Genomic DNA, 19,488 nt, shown 5'->3' with positions numbered 1-19,488 from the left:
CCTCGGTTGCAATGGCCGTCCCCCTGCCTGCACCGAGGATGCCGATGGGCAGCGCCTTCCAGCGCGACGACCCCGTGCGCTGGAACTCCGAAGCCGGCCGCGTCGCCGGCCGTGTCGTCCGGGCGCATGCCCGCGGCATGCTGTACCAGCGCGACAGGCGCCGCTGCGGCGGCGACCGCCCGCAGCCCGCGATCCGCAGCGACCGCGGCGCCACGCACCGCGGCACGACACCGGAGAAGATCGGCTGACATGGACGGCGCCGTGACGCTCTGGACCATCGGCCATTCCACCCGCAGCTGGGAGGATTTCCTCGCGCTGCTGGACGGCCACGGCATCCAGGCCGTGGCCGACGTGCGCCGCTTCCCGGGTTCGCGGCGCCATCCCTGGTTTGCCGGCGGGACGCTGGCGCACGCGCTTCCGGCGGTGGGGATCGATTACCTGTGGCTGCCGCAGCTGGGCGGGCGTCGCCGCGCGCGGCCCGGCTCGCCCAACGGGGCCTGGCGCAACGCCGCCTTCCAGGGCTACGCCGACCACCTGGACAGCGCCGAGTTCGCCGACGGGCTGGCGCGGCTGCTGGAACTGGCCGCGCGCCGCCGCACCGCGCTGATGTGCGCCGAAGCGCCGTGGTGGCGCTGCCACCGCCGGTTGATCGCCGATCTGCTCAGCGTGCGCGGCATCCCGGTGCGGCACATCCTCGATGCCGGCCCGGCGCGAGCGCACGTGCTCACCGCCAGCGCACGCGTGGTCGATGGCCGCTTGCGCTATCCGCCGCCGCAGGACGATCTGTTCGCCTGAGCCCGGCCCGCGCGCGGCACCGTAAACTGGCCTGCCCCCACACCGGTCATCGCCATGGCTTTCCGCGCCCCCGTTTCACTGGACGAACTCAATCGCCTCAGCCGGGGCACGCTGATCGAGCACCTCGGCATCGTCTTCACCGCGGCCGGCGACGACTGGCTGCAGGCGACCATGCCGGTGGACGAACGCACCCGCCAGCCCTACGGACTGCTGCACGGCGGCGCCTCGGTGGTGCTGGCCGAAACCCTGGGCAGCAGCGCCGGCAATCTGTGCGTGGATACCGCCAGCCAGGTCTGCGTGGGGCTGGAGATCAACGCCAACCACCTGCGTGCGGCGCGCAGTGGCGTGGTCACCGGCACCGCGCGCGCGCTGCATGTCGGGCGCACCACCCAGGTCTGGGAGATCCGCATCGACAACGAGGCCGGCAAGCCGGTGTGCGTCTCGCGCCTGACCCTGGCGGTGGTACCGGCCTGAGCGCAGGCATGCCGGGCCCCGGCGCGCCCCGGCTCAAGCGTGCGCGAACGCGGCGGCCGGCAGATGCTCGCGGATCCAGCTGTCCAGCTCGTGCGCGGGCAGCGCCGGGGTGAAGTGGTAGCCCTGGGCGATGCCGTAGCCCTGTTCACCGAGCAGGCGCAGCTGTTCGCCGCTTTCCACGCCTTCAGCGACCACCGTCAGCCGCAGGCTCTGGCCGATGTGGGCGATGGCGCGGGTCAGGGCGCTGGCCACTTCGTCGTTCTCGATGCCGCGCACGAAGCTGCGGTCCAGCTTGAGTTCGCTGATCGGCAGCAGGCGCAGGTAGCTCAGGCTGGAATAGCCGGTGCCGAAATCATCCATCGACAGGCGCACGCCCAGTGCATGCACCGCGTGCAGCGTGCGCAGGGTGCTGGGGTCGGTATCCAGCAGCACGTCCTCGGTGATCTCCACCTTCAGGTCGCCCGGCAGCAGTCCTTCGCGCCGCAGCACCTGTTCGATCCGCAGCGGCAGGTCCAGGTCGTGGAAGTCGGTCGGCGACAGGTTCACCGCCACCGACGGCACCTCCAGCCCGGTGCGCCGCCAGTGCGCCAGCTGCGCGCAGGCTTGTTCCAGCACCCAGTGGCCGATGTCGCCGATCAGCCCGCATTCCTCGGCCAGCGGGATGAACTGCATCGGCGGCACGTCGCCCAGGCGCGGGTGCCGCCAGCGCGCCAGCGCCTCCACCCCGCGCAGGCGGCCGTCGCCGATGCCCACCTGCGGCTGGTAATGCAGGTGCAGCTGGTGCTGCTCGACCGCTTCGCGCAGCGCGGTCTCCAGCGCCAGCCGCTCCTGCGCGTTGTGGTCCATCTCGCGCGAGTAGAACCGCGCGCCGTTGCGGCCGCTGTTCTTGGCCTGGTACATGGCCACGTCGGCATGGTGCAGCAGGGTTTCGGTGTCGTGGCCGTCGTGCGGGAACATGCTGATGCCGACGCTGGCCGACGGCCGGATCTGCACGTCGTCCAGCTGCAGCGGCAGCGACAGCCGGCGCAGGATGCGTTCGGTGCGCTCGCCGGCGGAGTGCGCGTCGCACAGGGTGAGCACCATCACGAACTCGTCGCCGGACAGGCGGCCGACGATGTCCCCCGGCCCGGCCTCTTCCTGCAGCCGGCGCGAGACCACGCGCAACAGCTGGTCGCCGCCGGGGTGGCCGAACGAGTCGTTGATCTGCTTGAAGCGGTCCAGGTCGATGAACAGCACCGCCAGCGCCTGCTCGGCGGCGGCCGCCGCGGCGATCGCCTGGTCGGCCTGGGCATGCAGCAGGTTGCGGTTGGGCAGGCCGGTGAGATCGTCGTAGAACGCCAGCCGGCGGATGCGGTTGCGCGCCTCCTCGCGCTCCAGCGCCAGCGCGCACAGGTGCACGATGACGTCCACCAGCCGCCGGTGGAAGGCATCCGGGTCGTGCGGGCGGCGGTAGTAGAAGGCGAACGTACCCAGCACGCGGCCGTCGCTGGCCTTGATGGGGGTGGACCAGCAGGCCGCCAGCCCGTGCTCCAGCGCCATGTGGCTGATGCCCTGCCAGTTGGGGTCCAGCGCGATGTCGCGCGCCACCACCATCTGCCCGGTATGCGCGGCGGTACCGCAGCAGCCGACCCCCGGACCGACCGGGATGCCGTCCACCTGCCGGGTGTAGGCCTCGGGCAGGCTCGGCGCGGCCAGCGTGCGCAGGCGCCCGTCCTCCACCCGCAGCACCGAGCACAGCACCTGCGGTGCGATCTGCTCGACGTCGCGGCACATCATCTGCATCACCTCGCTGGTGGGAACCTCGCGCACCAGCGCGTCCAGCATCCGGTGCTGCAGCACCTCGTGCACCTTGGTGTGGGTGATGTCCATCAGCACGATGACCAGGTTGGCCAGGGTGCCGTAGTCGTCGAAGATCGGGTTGATGCTGATCGCGCACCACAGCGGACGGCCATCGCGGCAGGCCACGCGTTCGTCGCAGCACACCGGCTCGCCGGCCAGCAGGCGCGCGGCCTGGGCCAGGGTGGTGCGGCGCCGGGCGCGGTCGGGCACCAGCAGCGTGGCGACGTGGCGGCGCAGGACCTGGCTGGCATCGAACCCGAACAGCCGGCAGAAGCCCTTGTTCAGATGCACCACGCGGCCGCGGGCGTCGGTGATCAGCACCGCGCTCTGGGTCTCGTCGAACCCCAGCGACAGCAGCCGCTCGCGCTCCTGGCGCTGGCGCCGCGTGGTCACGTCGCGGACGAACGCCATGTGCATCTGGCCCTCGACCGCGGGGGTACGGGCCACCGACACGCTGATCCAGCGGGTCTGGCCATCCTTGCGCACCATCTGCACGTCGCGCGGCTGGCTGGCCAGTTCGCGCACGCGGTTGGCCGCGCCCGGATGCAGGTCGCTGTCGTAGCGCTCGCGCATGGCCGCCGGCGCCAGGAAACCCAGGTTGCGTCCCGCCACTTCGTCGCGCGACCAGCCGGACAGGGCTTCCATGGCCTTGTTGAAGTACACGATGCGGTTCTGGCCATCGAACACGATCACGCCGCTGTCGACCTGCTCCAGCGCCGCCGACAACAGCGGCAGCATGTCCCCGGCCAGCGACCGCGATAACCGCTCCATGTCCACGCTCCCCTGTAGGCGTGAGCGGATTTATACCGCGTTGCCCGGGCCCCGGGGTGAGGAGCCGGGCAGGCGGTCGCCATGTGCTGGCGGAAGCCGGACCGCATCCGGTATCTTGCGCGGATGACTTCCCCCCGTCCCGCCCGCCCGGGCAGCGTGGCGCGTGCGTTCCGCTATCTGTACCGCGTGCCGTTGCTGCTGGTCCACGTCGTGATCTTCCTGCCGCTGATCCTGCTGCTGATGGCGCCGCCGTTCGGTCGCCTCGGCGCGGCCACCGATCCGCTGGAACACAAGGTGGTGCGCTGGTGGTCGGGCGGCCTGATGTGGATCTTCGGCTTCCGCCTGCAGCGCACCGGCCAGCCGTTGCCGGGGGCGGTGCTGTTCGTCGCCAACCACGTCGGCTGGGTCGACATCAGCATGATCCACAGCCAGAAAATGGTCGGTTTCGTGGCCAAGCGCGAGATCGCCGGCTGGCCGCTGGTGGGCTGGCTCGCCAGCCGCGGCCACACCATCTACCACCAGCGCGGCAACACCGAGTCGCTGGGCGGGGTGATGGAGGAAATGGCCAAGCGGCTGCGCGAGGGCCGGCCGGTGGCGGTGTTCCCGGAAGGGCGCACCCGCGGCGGCCACGAGGTCGGCCCGTTCCATGCGCGCATCTTCCAGGCGGCGGTGGAAACCGGCGTGCCGGTGCAGCCGGTGGCCCTGCGCTACGGCGTGCGCGGCGATGCCCAGACCCGGGTCGCGTTCGCGCCGGGCGAGAGTTTCTTCGGCAACTTCCTGCGCCTGCTCGGCGAACCGGCCCGCCGCGCCGAAGTGCACTTCCTGGAGCCGGTCGCCAGCCATGACCTGGAAGGGCGCCGGCGCATCGCCGAGACCTCGCGCGCGCGCATCATCGCGGCGATGGAAGGCCCGTAACGACGTGTTGCGGTGGCACGCCTCCCGCAGCGCCGGGCAGCCGTGAGCGGCGGCCGGCCGCCGGCGCGGGTTCACGCGCTCTACCGGCGCACGGGCGCAGCATGGCCGCCATGTTGAGCGTCGCCCACTACCAACCGCCGCCGTGGCTGCGCAATCCGCACCTGCAGTCGATGCTGGCGTCCAGCGGGGTGCGCCTGCGCCGCGGCCAGCAGCTGCTGGCGGCCAGTGGCGCGCTCACCCGCGAACTGATCCTCGACGGCGGCGACGGCGTGCGCCTGCAGGCCTGGCACAGCCGCCTGCCGGGCAGGGCGGCGCCGGTCGGCCTGGCGCTGCTGCTGCACGGCTGGGAGGGCAGCGCCGAGTCCAGCTACATGCGCATGACCGCCGCGCGGATGCTCGAGCAGGGCTTCGAGGTGGTGCGGCTGAACTTCCGCGACCACGGCAACACCCACCATCTCAACCCGGGGATCTTCCATTCCTGCCGCATCGGCGAGGTGGTGCATGCCGCCGGCGACGTGGCCGGCCGCTTTCCCGGCCTGCCGCTGGTCGCGGCGGGGTACTCGCTGGGCGGCAACTTCGCGTTGCGCCTGGCCCTGCACGCGCCCGCCGCCGGCGTGCCGCTGCGCCACGTGGCCTCGGTGTGCCCGGTGCTGGACCCGGCGCAGACCATGGACAGCATCGAACGCGGCCCGGCGATGTACGACTGGTACTTCCGCCGCAAGTGGACCGGCTCGCTGCGGCGCAAGCGCGCACTGTTCCCGGAACTGGCCGACTGCGACGACGCGGTGCTGAAGCTGGGGATCCGCGCGCTGACCGGCTGGCTGGTGGAGCGGCATACCGGCTTCGCCACGCTGCAGGACTATTTCGACGGCTACTCCATCGCCGGCCCGCGCCTGTCCGCGCTGGAGGTGCCGGCCGACATCCTGATGGCGCGCGACGATCCGGTGATTCCGTTCACCTCCTTCCGCCACTGGCGCCTGCCGGCGCACGCACGGCTGGAGATCGCGCGCTGGGGTGGCCACTGCGGCTTCATAGAGAACCTGCGCGGCGATGGCTTTTCCGAGCGCTGGGTGGCGCAACGGCTGGCCGCCGCGGTGGGCGTGCGCCCGGCAGCGCAGGGGGCGGTGCCCGCGCTCGGCGCCTGAGCCGCCGCTGGCGCTGCCGGCGGGGGCGCGCCACGGCCCGGCTACAATGGCGTTTTGCGCTTACGCCGGACCGCCATGCAAGACACGATCATCAACGCCCTGCGCCGCAACGCCACCGACGAAGCCGTGGCCACGGCCCGCGAATGGGTCGCCGCCGAACCGCAGCAACCGCAGGCCCACCGCTGGCTGGCGCTGGCCCTCCAGCAGCGCGGCGATGCCGACGCCGCCCAGGCCAGCCTGGAGCAGGCCCTGGCCCTGGCGCCGGACGATGCCGACCTGCACCTGCAGCATGCCGGCCTGTTGCTGGCCCAGCGCCGCATCGATGACGCCGGGCAGGCGCTGGAGCGCACCACCGCGCTCAATCCCAACGAATTTTCCGCCTACCTGATGCAGGCGCACCTGGCGCTGGCGCGCGAGGACATCGACGAGGCCGAGCGCCTGGGCCGCATGGCCGCGCGGGTCGAGCCGGACAGCCCGGAGCTGGGCGCGATCGAAGGCATGGTCGCGCTGCGCCGCGGTGACGCCGACCGCGCGCTGGCGGTCCTGTCGGCCGCCAGCCAGCGCCTGCCCGACGACCCGCGCGTGCTCTACGCGTTGGGCTTCGCCTATCTGGCCAAGGACCTGCTGGCCTTCGCCGAGCAGGCGTTCCGGCGCGTGCTGGAGCTGAACCCGTCCAACCACGCCCTGCGCGGCCTGCTGGTGCAGCTGGCGCTGCGCCAGGGCCATGCCGACCGTGCCGCCGAGGTGATGCGCCAGGTGCTGGCCACCGCGGAAGGCGACAGCCCGGGCATGCGCCGCCTGGCCGGCGAGCTGGAACTGGCCTCCGGCCAGCCGCTGCAGGCGCTGGAGTACCTGCGCCCGCTGCTGGCGGAACTGCCCGGCGACCGCGCCACCCTGCAGATGCTGCTGGTTGCCTGGCAGCGGCTCGGCCGTGAGGACGAGGCGCGCGCCGACCTGGACGCGACGCTGGACGTGCACCCGCAGCTGCACGACCTGTGGCTGGCGCGGCTGGCGGTGGCACCGGTCGGCAGCCCGGAAGCGGTGGAGGTGGTCGAACGCTGGCTGGCGGCGATGCCCGACCACCTGCCGGCGCTGGAGGCGCGCATGCGCCTGCACGACATGAACGGGGAAGCGGACGCCGCCGAGGCCGTGGCGCGGCGCATCGTCGCGCTGGAGCCGGGCCGCGTCAGCGGCGAACAGCGCATCGTCGAGGCGTTGCTGGCGCGCGAGCCGGCCTCGGCCATCGCCCACGTCCAGGCGTTGATCGACAACGCCCCGGAAGCCGCGCGTCCGGAACTGCGGGTCTGGCTGGGTGCGGTGCAGGACCGGGCCAACGAGCCGGCCGCGGCGCTGGCCACCTGGCTGCGCCTGCACGCTGAACTGGCGCCGTCGCGCCTGCCGCTGCCGCCGCAGGCCAAGGCCCCGGCGCAATGGCCGGCGCTGGGCGAAGTCGCCCAGGACAACCCGCTGCGCCCGCTGTTCGTGTGGGGCGCCCCGGGCTCGGGCGTGGAGCGCGTGGTGTCGGTGATGGCCGCCGGCAGCCAGGTGCTGCGCAGCGACCGCTTCGGCCCGAACCCGCCGGACGATGCCTTCCAGAACTTCCATACCCTGCAGCACCTGGCCGACGACACCCTGAGCCCGGCGCAGTTCGTGCAGCAGTGGCGCGACGCCCTGCCGGCGCGCGGCATTGCCGATGGCAACGTGATCGACTGGCTGCTGTGGTGGGACAACGCCCTGCTGTGGGCGCTGCGCCCGCAGCTGCCGGAGGGCCGCCTGGTGATCGCGGTGCGCGACCCGCGCGACATGCTGGTCGAATGGCTGGCGCTGGGCGCGCCGGCGCCGCTGGCGCTGACCTCGGCCGACGAGGCCGCGCGCTGGCTGGCGCGGGTGCTGGAACAGGTGGCCGACCTCAACGAACAGGACCTGTATACCCATCTGATCCTGCGCATCGACGCCGCGGTCAACGACCCGGCGGCGATGGGCGAACTGCTGGAGCAGGCCTTCGGGCTGCGCTTCCCGCCGGTGCGCAGCCTCGGCCCGGCCACCATCGAGGCCGGCCACTGGCGCCGGTATGCGCAGGTGCTGGCGGCCGAGTTCGCGCACCTGGCGCCGGTCGCCGCGCGCCTGGGCTACCCCGAGGCCTGAGCATCCGGTTCCCCCGCAGCGGCAGGCGCCGGCTGGGCCGGCGCCCCACCCCAGAGGAGAAGACAATGAAACTGAGCAGCCAGAGTTTCGACAACGGCCGGCCGATCCCGGCCGCATTCGCCGCCGGCGACGCCAGCGGCTTCGCCGGCAACCGCAACCCACAGCTGGCGTGGAGCGAGGTGCCGGCAGGCACGCGCTCGTTCGCGCTGGTATGCGTGGATCCGGATGTCCCGACCGTGCCGGAACTGGTCGGCCGCGACGACGTGAGCATTCCGCTGGCGCAGCCGCGCGGCGACTTCATCCACTGGGTGATGGTGGACATTCCCGCCTCGCTGCGCGAGATCGCGGCGGGCAGCTGCAGCGATGGTTTCAGCGCGCGCGGCAAGCAGCCACCACCGGGGCCGGAAGGCGCGCGCCAGGGCGTGAACGACTACACCGCCTGGTTCGCCGGCAATCCGGAGCTGGCCGGGGTCTACCGTGGCTACGACGGCCCGTACCCGCCGTTCAACGACGAGCGCGTGCACCGTTATTTCTTCCGCCTGTTCGCGCTGGACGTGGAACGGCTGCCGGTGCAAGGCGATTTCAGCGCCGCCGACGTGTACCGCGCCATGCACGGCCACGTGCTGGCCGAAGCGGCGCTGCATGGCACCTACACGCTCAACCCGGCCCTGGCGTGACCCCACGGGACCAAGAAGAAGGGCGCCGCGCGGCGCCCTTCGTCGTTTCCGCGGTGTGGCGCAGCGCGGTTACTTCTTCACCGTTTCCGAGCTGACCACCATGTCCAGCACGTAGGCCTGCGAAGACGCGTCGGCCGGCGGGTTCTTCACCGCATAGCGCTTGACCCGCAGCACGTTGCGCACGCCCTCCTGGTGGCTGTAGCCCTCGATGCCGTCGTAGAAGTTGGCGAACGCGCCGCGCTTGCCCTGCTCCAGGCCCTTGTCGTCGTACTGCACCTCGCGCACCTGCAGGCACTGCTTGTCGCGGATCAACGGGTGCGGGCACGGCTGGGTGTGCGCGTCCACTTCGAGGAACACGGTTTCACCGGGGCCGCCGTAACGGGTCTCGGCGGTCGGTTCGCCGCGGAAGCGCAGCACGTCGCCGGCGGCGTTGGTCAGCACCAGCGTGGCGGCGTCGGGCTGGCCGATCTTCAGCGTGCCTTCCAGGCGGCTGCCCACGGCCTGGTCCAGCGCCATCAGTGCCGGGTCGGCGCAGGCCATCATCGTCGATGCCAGGCGCGCGACGCTGAGCTGGTCGCCGGCCAGGGTGTAGCCCCCGCCCATGCGGTTGCAGGTGTTGTCCACCGCCAGGCGGCCATCGGCGAAGTCCAGGGTGACCGGCTTGTCGGCGCGCGCGAACAAGGCATCGATGCGCTTGCCGGCGCTGTCAGTGGCGGTGTCGAGCACCCAGTGGTTGGCGCCCAGCTGCTTGCCGTCCACCGGGACAGGGGCAGCGGCCGCTGCGGTGCTGGCCGCGGGCGGGTTGGCAGCGGCCGGGGCGTCGCTGGAGGCGGGTTTGTTGCAGGCGGCCATCAGGGCGACGGGCAGGGCCAGCAGCAGGATGCGCTTCATGGGGAACTCCTTCGGGAAGCAGGTGGAAAGGACGGAGGGCAGAACGCATGACGCTGGCCGCCGGGGTTATCGGCGGCTATCCGCATTCAGTGTCCAGCAGGCAGGAACAGCAGCAATGCGGCGCCCAAGGCCAACCTGTATACCGCGAAGCCCGTGAAGCGATGGTGCTTGATGTAGCCCAGCAGCCACTTCACCACGACGAAACCGGTCACCACCGCGGCGGCGAAGGCGATGCCGACGTCGCTCCACGCCTCGTGCGCGAGCTGGCCATGGCGGGCCAGCTCGAAGAACGCGTAGCCGCTGGCGGCGAACATGGTCGGGATCCCGACCAGGAACACGAACTCGGCGGCGGCCGCGCGCCGGCTCAGGCCCAGCAGCATGGCCAGGAAGATCGCCGCGGCCGAGCGCGAGGTGCCGGGGAATACACCGGCCACCACCTGCGCCAGGCCGACGCCGACGGCGACCTTCCAGGTGACGCTGTCGCGGTCGGGCAGGCGCGCGGCGAAGCCTTCGGCCAGCAGCATCCACACGCCGCCGAACACCAGCGCCCAGGCCACCGGGGTGACGGTCTCCGGCAACTGCCAGCCGGCCAGCCGTACCGGCAGGCCGACCAGCGCGGTCACCAGGAACGCGGTGGCCAGCTTCAGCACGTAATCGCGGTTGCCGGGGTCGCCCAGGCCGGTGGCCAGCGACCACAGCCGCTGCCGGAACACCAGGGCGACGGAGAGGATGGCGCCGGCCTGGATGACGATGTTGAAGAAGTCCGAGCGGGCGCCCAGCCAGCGCTCGGCGATCAGCAGGTGGCCGGTACTGGAAACGGGGAGGAATTCGGTGAGGCCTTCGAGGATGCCAAGCAGCAGAGCGGAAATCGGGTCGGACATGAGCGTGGACGGGCGAATGACCGGCAAAGGATAGAGCATCGCCGGCCATGCACTTGTCTGGTGCGTGACTGGCCGCAATGCACCATATTGGTGCATTGCGGCCAGACGCAGGCCAACGCAACGCTTTGAAAACAAGGAGTTGCCTGCCTGCGGAAGTTGGCACGCGAGTTGCTGTAGACAGCGCACGCCACTTCCACCGAGGTTTTGCCCGATGTCCCTGGAAAATATCGAGAAGCTCATCAAGGACAACCAGATCGAGTTCGTCGATCTGCGTTTCGTCGACATGCGCGGCATCGAGCAGCACGTGACCTTCCCGGTCTCCATCGTCGAGCCGTCGCTGTTCGAGGAAGGCAAGATGTTCGACGGCAGCTCGATCGCCGGCTGGAAGGGCATCGCCGAATCGGACATGGTGCTGATGCCGGACCCGGCCAGCGCCTACGTCGACCCGTTCTACGCCGACCCGACCCTGGTGCTGACCTGCGACGTGCTCGACCCGGCCACCATGCAGGGCTATGGCCGTTGCCCGCGCGGCATCGCCAAGCGCGCCGAGGCCTACCTGAAGTCCTCGGGCATCGCCGACCTGGCGTTCTTCGGCCCGGAACCGGAATTCTTCATCTTCGACTCGGTCCAGTTCGCCAACGACATGGGCCACACCTTCTTCAAGATCAACTCCGAGGAAGGCGCCTGGAACACCGGCAAGCACTATGACGGCGCCAACAGCGGCTACCGTCCGACCGTCAAGGGCGGTTACTTCCCGGTGCCGCCGACCGATTCGCTGCACGACATCCGCGCCGAGATGTGCAAGGTGCTGACGCAGGTCGGCATCGAGGTCGAGGTGCACCACCACGAAGTGGCCAACGCCGGCCAGTGCGAGATCGGTGCCAAGTTCAACACCCTGGTGACCAAGGCCGACGAACTGCAGCGCATGAAGCACGTCATCAAGAACGTGGCGCACCGCAACGGCAAGACCGTGACCTTCATGCCCAAGCCGCTGGTCGGCGACAACGGCAGCGGCATGCACGTGCACCAGTCGCTGGCCAAGGAGGGCAAGAACCTGTTCTCCGGCGACGGCTACGGCGGCCTGTCGCAGATGGCGCTGTGGTACATCGGCGGCATCTTCAAGCACGCCCGCGCCATCAACGCCTTCAGCAACTCGGGCACCAACAGCTACAAGCGCCTGGTGCCCGGCTTCGAGGCACCGGTGATGCTGGCCTACTCGGCGCGCAACCGCTCGGCATCGTGCCGCATCCCGTGGGTGTCCAACCCGAAGGCGCGGCGCATCGAGATGCGTTTCCCCGACCCGATCCAGTCCGGCTACCTGACCTTCACCGCGCTGATGATGGCCGGCCTGGACGGCATCCGTAACCAGATCGACCCCGGTGCTCCTTCGGACAAGGACCTGTACGACCTGCCGCCGGAGGAAGAGAAGCTGATCCCGCAGGTCTGCTCCTCGCTGGACCAGGCGCTGGAAGCGCTGGACAAGGACCGCGAGTTCCTCAAGGCCGGCGGGGTGATGAGCGACGACTTCATCGACGCCTACATCGCGCTGAAGATGAAGGAAGTGACCGCGTTCCGCGCCGCCACCCATCCGCTGGAATACCAGCTGTACTACGCCAGCTGATGCCGGGCGGCCGCCTGCGCGCGGCCGCCGCACCCCCTTGCCGCCGGCAACGGCGGCGATGGCAAAGTCCCTCCCCTCCCGCTTTCGCCATCGCCGCCCCCGGCGGCAAACCCGGCACTACCAGGCAGTGGCAAGAGAACCCGGAAACGCGTCGCGCGGGCCAGGCCTTCCTCCCCGCGTCACCGCCGCGCGGCGCATCCGGCGCACCGCCAGCGGCCGTTGCATGGCCACTGGATGACACGATGCCGGCCCGCGGCGGCCGGTCTCCTCCACATCGGGACCTGCGCATGAAACTGATCTCCGCCATCATCCGCCCGTTCAAGCTCGACGAGGTCCGCGAGGCCCTCGGCGCGGCCGGCGTGTCCGGCATCACCGTCACCGAGGTCAAGGGCTTCGGCCGCCAGAAGGGCCACACCGAGCTGTACCGCGGTGCCGAGTACGTGGTCGATTTCCTGCCCAAGATCCGCATCGAAACCGCGGTCACCGACGACAACGTCGAGGCGGTGATCGAAACCCTGCAGGCGGCCGCCGGCACCGGCAAGATCGGCGACGGCAAGATCTTCGTCACCCCGCTCGAGCAGGTGGTGCGCATCCGCACCGGCGAGACAGGCGCCGACGCGCTCTGAAGACCCGCTGACGCCCGGCTCCGTGGCGGCCAGCCGCCAGCACGGGCCCGGTCGCCGGCTGCTTCCCCCACAACCGGAGTCGACAATGCGAACGCAATTTTTCACCGGGCCCAGGGCCCGGCTCGGTGGTCTGTGCCCGTCGCCCACGCTCGCCGGCCTGGCCCTGGCGCTGCTTCCGCTCGCAGCCAGCGCGCAGCCGGCCGCGCCGGCGTTCGACCGCGGCGACGTGGCCTGGATGCTCACCTCCACGCTGCTGGTGCTGATGATGGTGGTGCCCGGGCTGGCGCTGTTCTACGGCGGCCTGGTGCGCGCCAAGAACGTGCTGTCGGTGCTGAGCCAGGTGCTGGTGGTGTTCTCGCTGGTACTGCTGCTGTGGGTCGGCTACGGCTACAGCGCGGTGTTCAGCGAGGGCAACGCGCTGTTCGGCTCGTTCACCCGGTTCGCCTTCCTGCACGGCTTCACCCCGGACTCGGTGGGGCGCACCCCCATCGCCGGCCTGCCGGATTACCTGTTCGTGGCATTCCAGTCCACCTTCGCCGGCATCACCACCGCGCTGATCGTCGGCGCCTTCGCCGAACGCATCCGCTTCCGCGCGGTGCTGCTGTTCTCGGCGCTGTGGTTCACCCTGGGCTACCTGCCGATGGCGCACAGCGTCTGGGGGGGCGGCTGGCTGGGGGCGATGGGCGCCATCGACTTCGCCGGCGGCACCGTGGTCCACATCAATGCCGGCGTCGCCGGGCTGGTGGCGGCGTGGTTCGTCGGCAAGCGCCTGGGTTATGGGCACGTGGCGTTGAAGCCGCACAACCTGCCGCTGACCTGGCTCGGCGCGATGCTGCTGTGGGTAGGCTGGTTCGGCTTCAACGCCGGCTCGGCGGCGGCGGCCGACAGCGTGGCGTCGCTGGCGTTCATCAACACCCTGCTGGCCACCGCCGCCGCGGTACTGGGCTGGACACTGGTGGAGGCGGTGACCAAGGGCCACCCCTCGGCACTGGGCGCGGCCTCGGGCGCAGTCGCCGGCCTGGTCGGGGTGACGCCGGCCTGCGGCACGGTGGGGCCGCTGGGCGCGATCGTGATCGGCCTGGTCACCGGCATGCTCTGCGTATGGGGCGTCACCGGCCTGAAGCGCCTGCTGCGGGCGGACGACACCGCAGACGTCTTCGGCGTGCACGGTGTCGGCGGCATCGTCGGCGCGCTGCTGACCGGCGTGTTCAGTGCGCAGTCGCTGGGCGGCACCAAGGCGGGCCTGGATATTGCCCACCAGCTGTGGGTGCAGGCGGTCAGTGTCGGCTTCACCGTGCTGTGGAGCGCGGCGGTCACCGCGGCGGTCCTGCTGGTGGTGCGCGCGCTGGTCGGCCTGCGCGTGAGCGAGGAAGCCGAGCGCACCGGCCTGGACATCAGTACCCATGGCGAATCGGCCTACGAGGCCTGAGCGCGACGGGCCAGACGGCTGCACGCCGCCGGCCCCGTCGCAGTCGGCACGGCAGGCGCCTTTGCACTACATTGGTGCAATGCACGACACCGCCCTCCCGCCCCCCGCCGAGCTGTTGGCCACGCCGCTGGTGTGGACCGCGGCGGACGGCCGCATCGCCGGCGCGAACCCGGCGTTCTGCCGCTGGCTGGGGGTCAGCGTGCGGCGCCTGCTGGGGCAGCCGCTGGCATCGCTGGAGAGCCAGGGCGACGACCTCGCCGAGCGCCTGGCACAGGGCTGGGACGGCGTCGACGCCATGCGCCTGCCGCGGCTGGCGCTGGCCCTGCCGGGCGAGCGCTCGCGGTTCGCCGAGGGCTGGCTGACCGCGCTGGACGCCGGCGGCTGGCTGCTGGAAGCGCACCCGGTGGACGAGTTCGCCGCGCCCGATCCGGCGCAGGTGCTGCCCGGCGCCTTCAGCGCGGCGCTCAAGGGCCTGGCCCACGAGCTGCGCAACCCGCTGGCCGGGCTCAAGGGCGCGGCGCAGCTGCTGGCGCGCCGCGCCGGCAACCGCGATGCGGCGGAGGGCGAGCTGATCGAACTGATCGGCGCGGAGATCGAACGCCTCAACACCCTGCTCGAACAACTGCTTTCACCGGCACCGCAGCGGCCGCACGCGCCGCTCAACATCCATGCCGCGCTCGAGCGGGTGCTGCGCCTGGCCGAGAACGAGGCCGGCTGGACCCTGCAGCTGCAGCGCGATTACGACCCCAGCATTCCCGAGTTCGCCGGCGACGCCGACCGCCTGACCCAGGCCCTGCTCAACCTGGTGCGCAATGCGATCCAGGCCGGCGCCACCCGCATCGTGCTGCGTACCCGGGTCGAACACGGCGTGCGCACCGCCGAACACGCCTCGCCGCTGGCGCTGCGGCTGGAAGTGGCCGACGACGGGCGCGGCGTGCCCGAGGACCTGGCCGAACACCTGTTCCTGCCGCTGGTGAGCGGCCGCGCCGAAGGCACCGGGCTCGGCCTGGCACTGGCCCAGCAGGTGGCGCGCGAGCACCGCGGCACCCTGAGCTTCCGCTCGCGTCCCGGGCACACCGTGTTCACCCTGCTGCTGCCGTTACCGGTTGCCAGCGAGGAAAAGGAGCTGGCCGATGGCTGACGTGCCCCCCCCGGCGGCGACGATCTGGGTGGTCGACGACGACCGCGCGGTGCGCTTCGTCCTGAGTACCGCATTGCGCGACGCCGGCTACGCGGTGGAGGGCTTCGACAGCGCCGCCGCGGCACTGGCCGCGCTGGCGCGGCAGCCGGCGCCCGACCTGCTGTTCACCGACGTGCGCATGCCCGGCGACGACGGGCTGGTGCTGCTGGAAAAGCTCAAGGCCGCGCACCCGCAGCTGCCGGTGATCGTGATGTCGGCCTACACCGACGTGGCCAGCACCGCCGGTGCGTTCCGTGGCGGCGCGCATGAGTTCCTGTCCAAGCCGTTCGACCTGGATGACGCGGTGGAGCTGGCGCGGCGCGCGCTGCCCGAACCGGAGCCGCGCGTGGACGCGGCACCGGTGCCGGCGCCGGCGGCGGGCGACGACGCGCCGCAGCTGATCGGCGACACCCCGGCCATGCGCGCGCTGTTCCGCGCCATCGGGCGGCTGGCGCAGGCGCCACTGTCGGTGCTGATCAACGGCGAGACCGGCACCGGCAAGGAGCTGGTGGCCAACGCGCTGCACCGTGAATCGCCGCGCGCGCGCGGCCCGTTCGTCGCGCTCAACACCGCCGCCATTCCCGCCGAGTTGCTGGAGAGCGAACTGTTCGGCCACGAGGCCGGTGCCTTCACCGGCGCGGCCAGGCGCCATATCGGCCGCTTCGAGCAGGCCCATGGCGGCACCCTGTTCCTGGACGAGATCGGCGACATGCCGCTGCCGCTGCAGACGCGGCTGCTGCGGGTACTGGCCGAAGGCGAGTTCTTCCGCGTCGGCGGGCGCGAACTGATCCATGTCGACGTGCGCGTGGTCGCCGCCACCCACCAGGACCTGGAGGCACTGGTCGAGCAGGGCCGCTTCCGCGCCGACCTGCTGCACCGGCTGGACATGGTGCGGCTGTGGCTGCCGCCGCTGCGTGAACGCCTGGACGACGTGGCCACGCTCACCGCGACGTTCCTGGGCAATGCCGCGCGGCGGCTGGACATGCCGCCCAAGCGCCTGTCCGCCGCCGCCCTGCAGGCCCTGCGCCAGCACGACTGGCCCGGCAACGTGCGCGAACTGGAAAACGTGTGCTGGCGGCTGGCGGCACTGGCGGTGGCCGACACCATTTCTGCGGCCGACGTGCAGGCGGCGCTGGCCCGTGGCGGCCGTGCCCGCCCCGGCGCGGCCGCGGCGGCGCCCGGGCAATGGGACCAGGCGCTGGCGCAGTGGGCGCGGCAACGCCTGGCCGAGGGCGCCGGCGGCCTGCACGCCGAAGTGCGCGAGCGCATGGAGGCGGTGCTGCTCGACGCGGCGCTGGCCGCCACCGACGGCCACCGCGGCGATGCCGCGGCGCGGCTTGGCGTCGGCCGCAACACGCTGACGCGCAAGCTGGGGCCGGGCCGCAAGCGCTGAAGAACCCGTGCGGCGCGCCCGCCGCGACCCGGCGGATCGGCGCCGGGTGGGCGTGTATCATCGGCCCCCCATGGAGATGCGGGCGCCACGTCAGGACACGGCCACCCAGGCACGACGCCGGGGTCGCGCGCCGTCCGCGATAGCGACGGCAGCCCGCCGCCGGCATGCGAGGCGCTGTTGAACACCGACGCCTGGCAGCGCCTGACCGATCTGTTCCACCGCGCCACCGAATTGCCCGAGGCCGAACGGATCACTTTCATCCACGCGCAGACCGGTGACGATCCGGAGCTGCAGCGCGAACTGCTGGCGCTGCTGGCCGCCGATACCGATCCCACGCGCCTGCACGCGCCGCTGCGCGAGGCGGTCAAGGTGGCGGCCCAGGCCAGCGAGGCCGAGGTGATGCCGGGCACGCGGTTCGGGCCATGGGCGGTGGAACGGATGATCGGCGCCGGTGGCATGGGCCGGGTGTACCTGGCGCGGCGCGCCGATGGCGCCTACGAGCGCCAGGTTGCGCTCAAGCTGGTGCGCGCCACCGCGCTGGACGAGCGCCGCCACCGGCATTTCGAATACGAGTGCCGCCTGCTGGCGCAGATGCAGCACCCGGCCATCGCGCAGATCCACGACGCCGGCATCGATGCCGACGGCCGCGCCTGGCTGGTGATGGAGTACATCCACGGGCAGCCGATCTCCGCCTGGTGCGACCAGCACCGGGTCGACCTGCGCCAGCGCGTCGAGCTGCTGGCCAAGGCCGCCGAAGGCGTGCAGCACGCGCACCAGAAGGGCGTCATCCATCGCGACCTGAAGCCGGGCAACATCCTGGTCGCCGCGGTCGACGGCCAGCCGCTGCCCAAGATCATCGATTTCGGCATCGCCATGGATGCCGCCGCTGCCGACGACGCCCCGGGGGGCGGCACCCCCGGCTACATGAGCCCGGAGCAGGCCCGCCCCGGCAACGACACCGATGCCCGCAGCGACGTTTACTCGCTGGGGGCGCTGCTGTACGAGCTGGCCTGCGGCGCGCCGCCGGAAGCGTCTCCCGTGCCGCCGTCGCGGTATCTGCGCGAGCAGCCGCCGGCCCGGCGCGCCGAGCTGGCGGCCCAGCGCGGCAGCACCCCGGCCCGGCTGCGGCGCGCCCTGCGCGACGGCCTCGACGCGATCGCGCTCAAGGCCCTGCAGCCCGAGCGCGCCGCGCGCTACGCCTCGGTGTCGTCGCTGCTGGACGACCTGCGGCGCTGGCTGGCGCACTATCCGCCACATGCGGCAGGACCGGCGCGATGGCTGGGCGTGCGTACCTTCGTGCGCCGCAACCGGCTGGCGGTGGCGGCCGCGGCCGCGGTGGCGGTGGCGCTGGTCGCGGGCCTGGCCGCGACCACCTGGTCGCTGCGCGAGGCGCGCCAGGAGGCGGCGCGGGCCAGGGTGACGTCCGAGTTCCTGGCCTCGGTGCTGGACAGCGTCGATCCGGCGGTTTCGCAGGACATGGACAAGACGCTGATGCTGCGGGTGCTCGACGACGCCTCGCAGCGTGCGGTGCGGGAGCTGGCGGCCTATCCGGACATCCTGGCCGACGTGGAACTGATCATCGCGGTCAACCAGGTCGGCCTGGAAGAGTACGACCGCGCCATCGCGCACCTGCAGTCGATCCGCTCGCTGGCCGCGGCCCACCCCGGCCGGCTGCAGTTCCAGGACCTGCGCGCGATGCAGGTGCTGGGCCAGGCCTACCTGTTGTCGGACCGGCTCAAGCAGGCGGACGCGACATTCGTCGAGGGCATCGCCCGGGCCCAGCGTGGCCCCGCCGCGCATCGATGGCTGGCGCTGGACATGCAGTCGCGCCGGGCCTGGGTGCTGTTCGTGCAGGGCCAGGCGGACGCGGCGACGCGGCTGGCGCGCGAGGCGTTCGACGGACTCTCGCGGCAGCGGCCGGCCGATGACCCGCAGCGGCTCGACGCCGCCAAGCGCTATGCCGAGATCCTGTCCACCAGCGGTGACTACGCGCGCGCGATGGCGCTGCTGGATGAGGTGATCCGGCAGCGGACCCGGGTCCATGGCCGCGAACACCCCCAGACCCTGGCGGCACGCCGTGACCTGGCGGTCGCGCGCCTGCAGCAGCGCGATTTCGCCGGCGCCGAGCCGGAACTGCGGCAGCTGGCCGCCATCTACGAGCGCCTGTACGGCGCCGACAACGGCTTTACCGTCAGCACCCTGGGCATGCTCGGCAGCGCCCTGCGCGAGCAGGGCAAGGTGAGGGAGGCCGGCCCCTACTACCGCGCGACCATGGAGTGGAATGCCGCGCGCTACGGTACCGATTCCTTTTCCGCGGTGATCACCCGCCACAACCACGCCAACTGGCTGCTGGCCGACGGCCAGGCGGAGGCGTCGGAACGGGAACAGCGCGCGCTGCTGGAGATCGCCGGGCGAACCCTGGGGCGCGACAACCACGTCACCGCGGAAATCCTGCGCGGGCTGGCCGAAGCGGAGCTGGTGCAGGGCCGGACCCAGGCCGCCCGCGTCCATGCCAACGAGTCGCTGCGGGCCATGCGCAAGGTCTACGGCGATCAGAACCAGGCGGTGCTGCGCGACGTGCGCGACACCCTGGCCAAGGTGGAGGCGGCCGCGCTGGCGGAAGCGGCCGCGCGGTGACCGCCGCCCGCGCCGGCCCCGCTCGACCCGGGCGCGGCGAACGGGCATCTTTGCCCCGTTGCATACCCC

Annotated in this window: 16 protein-coding genes; 13 read left to right on the top strand and 3 right to left on the bottom strand. The window is 71.8% G+C overall.

Annotated elements, in window-relative coordinates:
• The first annotated feature begins 44 nt into the window (after window positions 1-44).
• From MKP15_RS14395 to MKP15_RS14385, 3 genes are read left to right on the top strand one after another with little or no spacing between them, the layout of a single operon-like run.
• Window positions 45-248: a DUF2945 domain-containing protein gene (locus MKP15_RS14395; RefSeq protein ID WP_202626473.1), complete on the top strand. Its 204-nt coding sequence runs from the start codon at window positions 45-47 to the stop codon at window positions 246-248.
• 1 nt (window position 249) lies between these two features.
• A complete protein-coding gene (locus MKP15_RS14390) occupies window positions 250-795 on the top strand; it encodes a DUF488 domain-containing protein (protein ID WP_240213178.1) in 546 nt (181 codons plus the stop codon).
• A gap of 54 nt (window positions 796-849) precedes the next feature.
• Window positions 850-1,269 carry a hotdog fold thioesterase gene (locus MKP15_RS14385; RefSeq protein WP_161615005.1) on the top strand — a complete coding sequence of 140 codons (420 nt, stop codon included), beginning with the start codon at window positions 850-852 and terminating at the stop codon, window positions 1,267-1,269.
• Between the two features lie 33 nt (window positions 1,270-1,302).
• Here MKP15_RS14385 and MKP15_RS14380 read toward each other — a convergent pair whose 3' ends face one another.
• Window positions 1,303-3,879, bottom strand: coding sequence for an EAL domain-containing protein (locus MKP15_RS14380; RefSeq protein WP_240213177.1), 2,577 nt, complete (start codon window positions 3,877-3,879; stop codon window positions 1,303-1,305).
• Window positions 3,880-4,002: 123 nt separating this feature from the next.
• On the opposite strand from MKP15_RS14380, the gene MKP15_RS14375 reads away from it, so the two are divergent.
• The 4 genes from MKP15_RS14375 (at window position 4,003) to MKP15_RS14360 (ending at window position 8,761) form a co-directional block, all read left to right on the top strand.
• Window positions 4,003-4,794, top strand: coding sequence for a lysophospholipid acyltransferase family protein (locus MKP15_RS14375; protein WP_161615006.1), 792 nt, complete (start codon window positions 4,003-4,005; stop codon window positions 4,792-4,794).
• Between the two features lie 113 nt (window positions 4,795-4,907).
• Complete coding sequence (locus tag MKP15_RS14370; protein ID WP_240213205.1) at window positions 4,908-5,939, top strand: alpha/beta fold hydrolase; 1,032 nt, start codon at window positions 4,908-4,910, stop codon at window positions 5,937-5,939.
• Window positions 5,940-6,014: 75 nt separating this feature from the next.
• On the top strand, window positions 6,015-8,084 hold the full coding sequence (locus MKP15_RS14365) for a tetratricopeptide repeat protein (protein WP_240213176.1): 2,070 nt from the start codon (window positions 6,015-6,017) through the stop codon (window positions 8,082-8,084).
• Between the two features lie 65 nt (window positions 8,085-8,149).
• Window positions 8,150-8,761 carry a YbhB/YbcL family Raf kinase inhibitor-like protein gene (locus tag MKP15_RS14360; protein WP_104937684.1) on the top strand — a complete coding sequence of 204 codons (612 nt, stop codon included), beginning with the start codon at window positions 8,150-8,152 and terminating at the stop codon, window positions 8,759-8,761.
• A 69-nt stretch (window positions 8,762-8,830) separates the two neighbouring features.
• Here the strand turns inward: MKP15_RS14360 and MKP15_RS14355 are convergent, their stop codons facing one another.
• Window positions 8,831-9,652 (bottom strand): META and DUF4377 domain-containing protein, encoded by an 822-nt coding sequence (locus tag MKP15_RS14355; protein ID WP_240213175.1) that lies wholly within the window; start codon window positions 9,650-9,652, stop codon window positions 8,831-8,833.
• Between the two features lie 86 nt (window positions 9,653-9,738).
• Window positions 9,739-10,533, bottom strand: coding sequence for an undecaprenyl-diphosphate phosphatase (locus MKP15_RS14350; protein ID WP_104937686.1), 795 nt, complete (start codon window positions 10,531-10,533; stop codon window positions 9,739-9,741).
• Between the two features lie 211 nt (window positions 10,534-10,744).
• On the opposite strand from MKP15_RS14350, the gene glnA reads away from it, so the two are divergent.
• The 6 genes from glnA (at window position 10,745) to MKP15_RS14320 (ending at window position 19,419) form a co-directional block, all read left to right on the top strand.
• The gene (glnA, locus tag MKP15_RS14345) at window positions 10,745-12,154 is read left to right on the top strand and encodes a type I glutamate--ammonia ligase (RefSeq protein WP_104937687.1); all 1,410 of its coding nucleotides are present in this window, start codon (window positions 10,745-10,747) and stop codon (window positions 12,152-12,154) included.
• A gap of 287 nt (window positions 12,155-12,441) precedes the next feature.
• Entirely contained in the window at window positions 12,442-12,780 is a 339-nt protein-coding gene (locus MKP15_RS14340; RefSeq protein WP_056932548.1) for a P-II family nitrogen regulator, read from the top strand.
• Window positions 12,781-12,865: 85 nt separating this feature from the next.
• Window positions 12,866-14,209, top strand: coding sequence for an ammonium transporter (gene amt, locus MKP15_RS14335; RefSeq protein ID WP_240213174.1), 1,344 nt, complete (start codon window positions 12,866-12,868; stop codon window positions 14,207-14,209).
• A gap of 79 nt (window positions 14,210-14,288) precedes the next feature.
• Window positions 14,289-15,350, top strand: coding sequence for an ATP-binding protein (locus MKP15_RS14330; protein WP_240213173.1), 1,062 nt, complete (start codon window positions 14,289-14,291; stop codon window positions 15,348-15,350).
• Window positions 15,343-16,782 carry a nitrogen regulation protein NR(I) gene (gene ntrC / locus MKP15_RS14325; RefSeq protein ID WP_240213172.1) on the top strand — a complete coding sequence of 480 codons (1,440 nt, stop codon included), beginning with the start codon at window positions 15,343-15,345 and terminating at the stop codon, window positions 16,780-16,782. The genes MKP15_RS14330 and ntrC overlap by 8 nt, the downstream gene beginning before the upstream one ends.
• Before the next feature lie 177 nt (window positions 16,783-16,959).
• Complete coding sequence (locus MKP15_RS14320) at window positions 16,960-19,419, top strand: serine/threonine-protein kinase (protein WP_240213171.1); 2,460 nt, start codon at window positions 16,960-16,962, stop codon at window positions 19,417-19,419.
• Window positions 19,420-19,488: the final 69 nt, after the last annotated feature.

The organism is Stenotrophomonas sp. Y6 (assembly GCF_022436665.1).
Lineage (GTDB): Bacteria > Pseudomonadota > Gammaproteobacteria > Xanthomonadales > Xanthomonadaceae > Stenotrophomonas > Stenotrophomonas acidaminiphila_A.
Note: the sequence above shows the minus strand (reverse complement) of the source record. Positions and strands in the feature narration are given on the sequence as shown.

What these genes read in the sequence shown, in the direction of transcription:
- MKP15_RS14390 (WP_240213178.1), top strand. Translation starts at nt 250, where the DNA reads ATGGACGGCGCCGTGACGCTCTGGACCATCGGCCATTCCACCCGCAGC.
- glnA (WP_104937687.1), top strand. Translation starts at nt 10,745, where the DNA reads ATGTCCCTGGAAAATATCGAGAAGCTCATCAAGGACAACCAGATCGAG.
- MKP15_RS14375 (WP_161615006.1), top strand. Translation starts at nt 4,003, where the DNA reads ATGACTTCCCCCCGTCCCGCCCGCCCGGGCAGCGTGGCGCGTGCGTTC.
- MKP15_RS14385 (WP_161615005.1), top strand. Translation starts at nt 850, where the DNA reads ATGGCTTTCCGCGCCCCCGTTTCACTGGACGAACTCAATCGCCTCAGC.
- amt (WP_240213174.1), top strand. Translation starts at nt 12,866, where the DNA reads ATGCGAACGCAATTTTTCACCGGGCCCAGGGCCCGGCTCGGTGGTCTG.
- MKP15_RS14395 (WP_202626473.1), top strand. Translation starts at nt 45, where the DNA reads ATGGGCAGCGCCTTCCAGCGCGACGACCCCGTGCGCTGGAACTCCGAA.
- MKP15_RS14380 (WP_240213177.1), bottom strand. Translation starts at nt 3,879, where the DNA reads ATGGAGCGGTTATCGCGGTCGCTGGCCGGGGACATGCTGCCGCTGTTG.
- MKP15_RS14330 (WP_240213173.1), top strand. Translation starts at nt 14,289, where the DNA reads ATGCACGACACCGCCCTCCCGCCCCCCGCCGAGCTGTTGGCCACGCCG.
- MKP15_RS14340 (WP_056932548.1), top strand. Translation starts at nt 12,442, where the DNA reads ATGAAACTGATCTCCGCCATCATCCGCCCGTTCAAGCTCGACGAGGTC.
- MKP15_RS14360 (WP_104937684.1), top strand. Translation starts at nt 8,150, where the DNA reads ATGAAACTGAGCAGCCAGAGTTTCGACAACGGCCGGCCGATCCCGGCC.
- MKP15_RS14365 (WP_240213176.1), top strand. Translation starts at nt 6,015, where the DNA reads ATGCAAGACACGATCATCAACGCCCTGCGCCGCAACGCCACCGACGAA.
- MKP15_RS14355 (WP_240213175.1), bottom strand. Translation starts at nt 9,652, where the DNA reads ATGAAGCGCATCCTGCTGCTGGCCCTGCCCGTCGCCCTGATGGCCGCC.
- MKP15_RS14350 (WP_104937686.1), bottom strand. Translation starts at nt 10,533, where the DNA reads ATGTCCGACCCGATTTCCGCTCTGCTGCTTGGCATCCTCGAAGGCCTC.
- ntrC (WP_240213172.1), top strand. Translation starts at nt 15,343, where the DNA reads ATGGCTGACGTGCCCCCCCCGGCGGCGACGATCTGGGTGGTCGACGAC.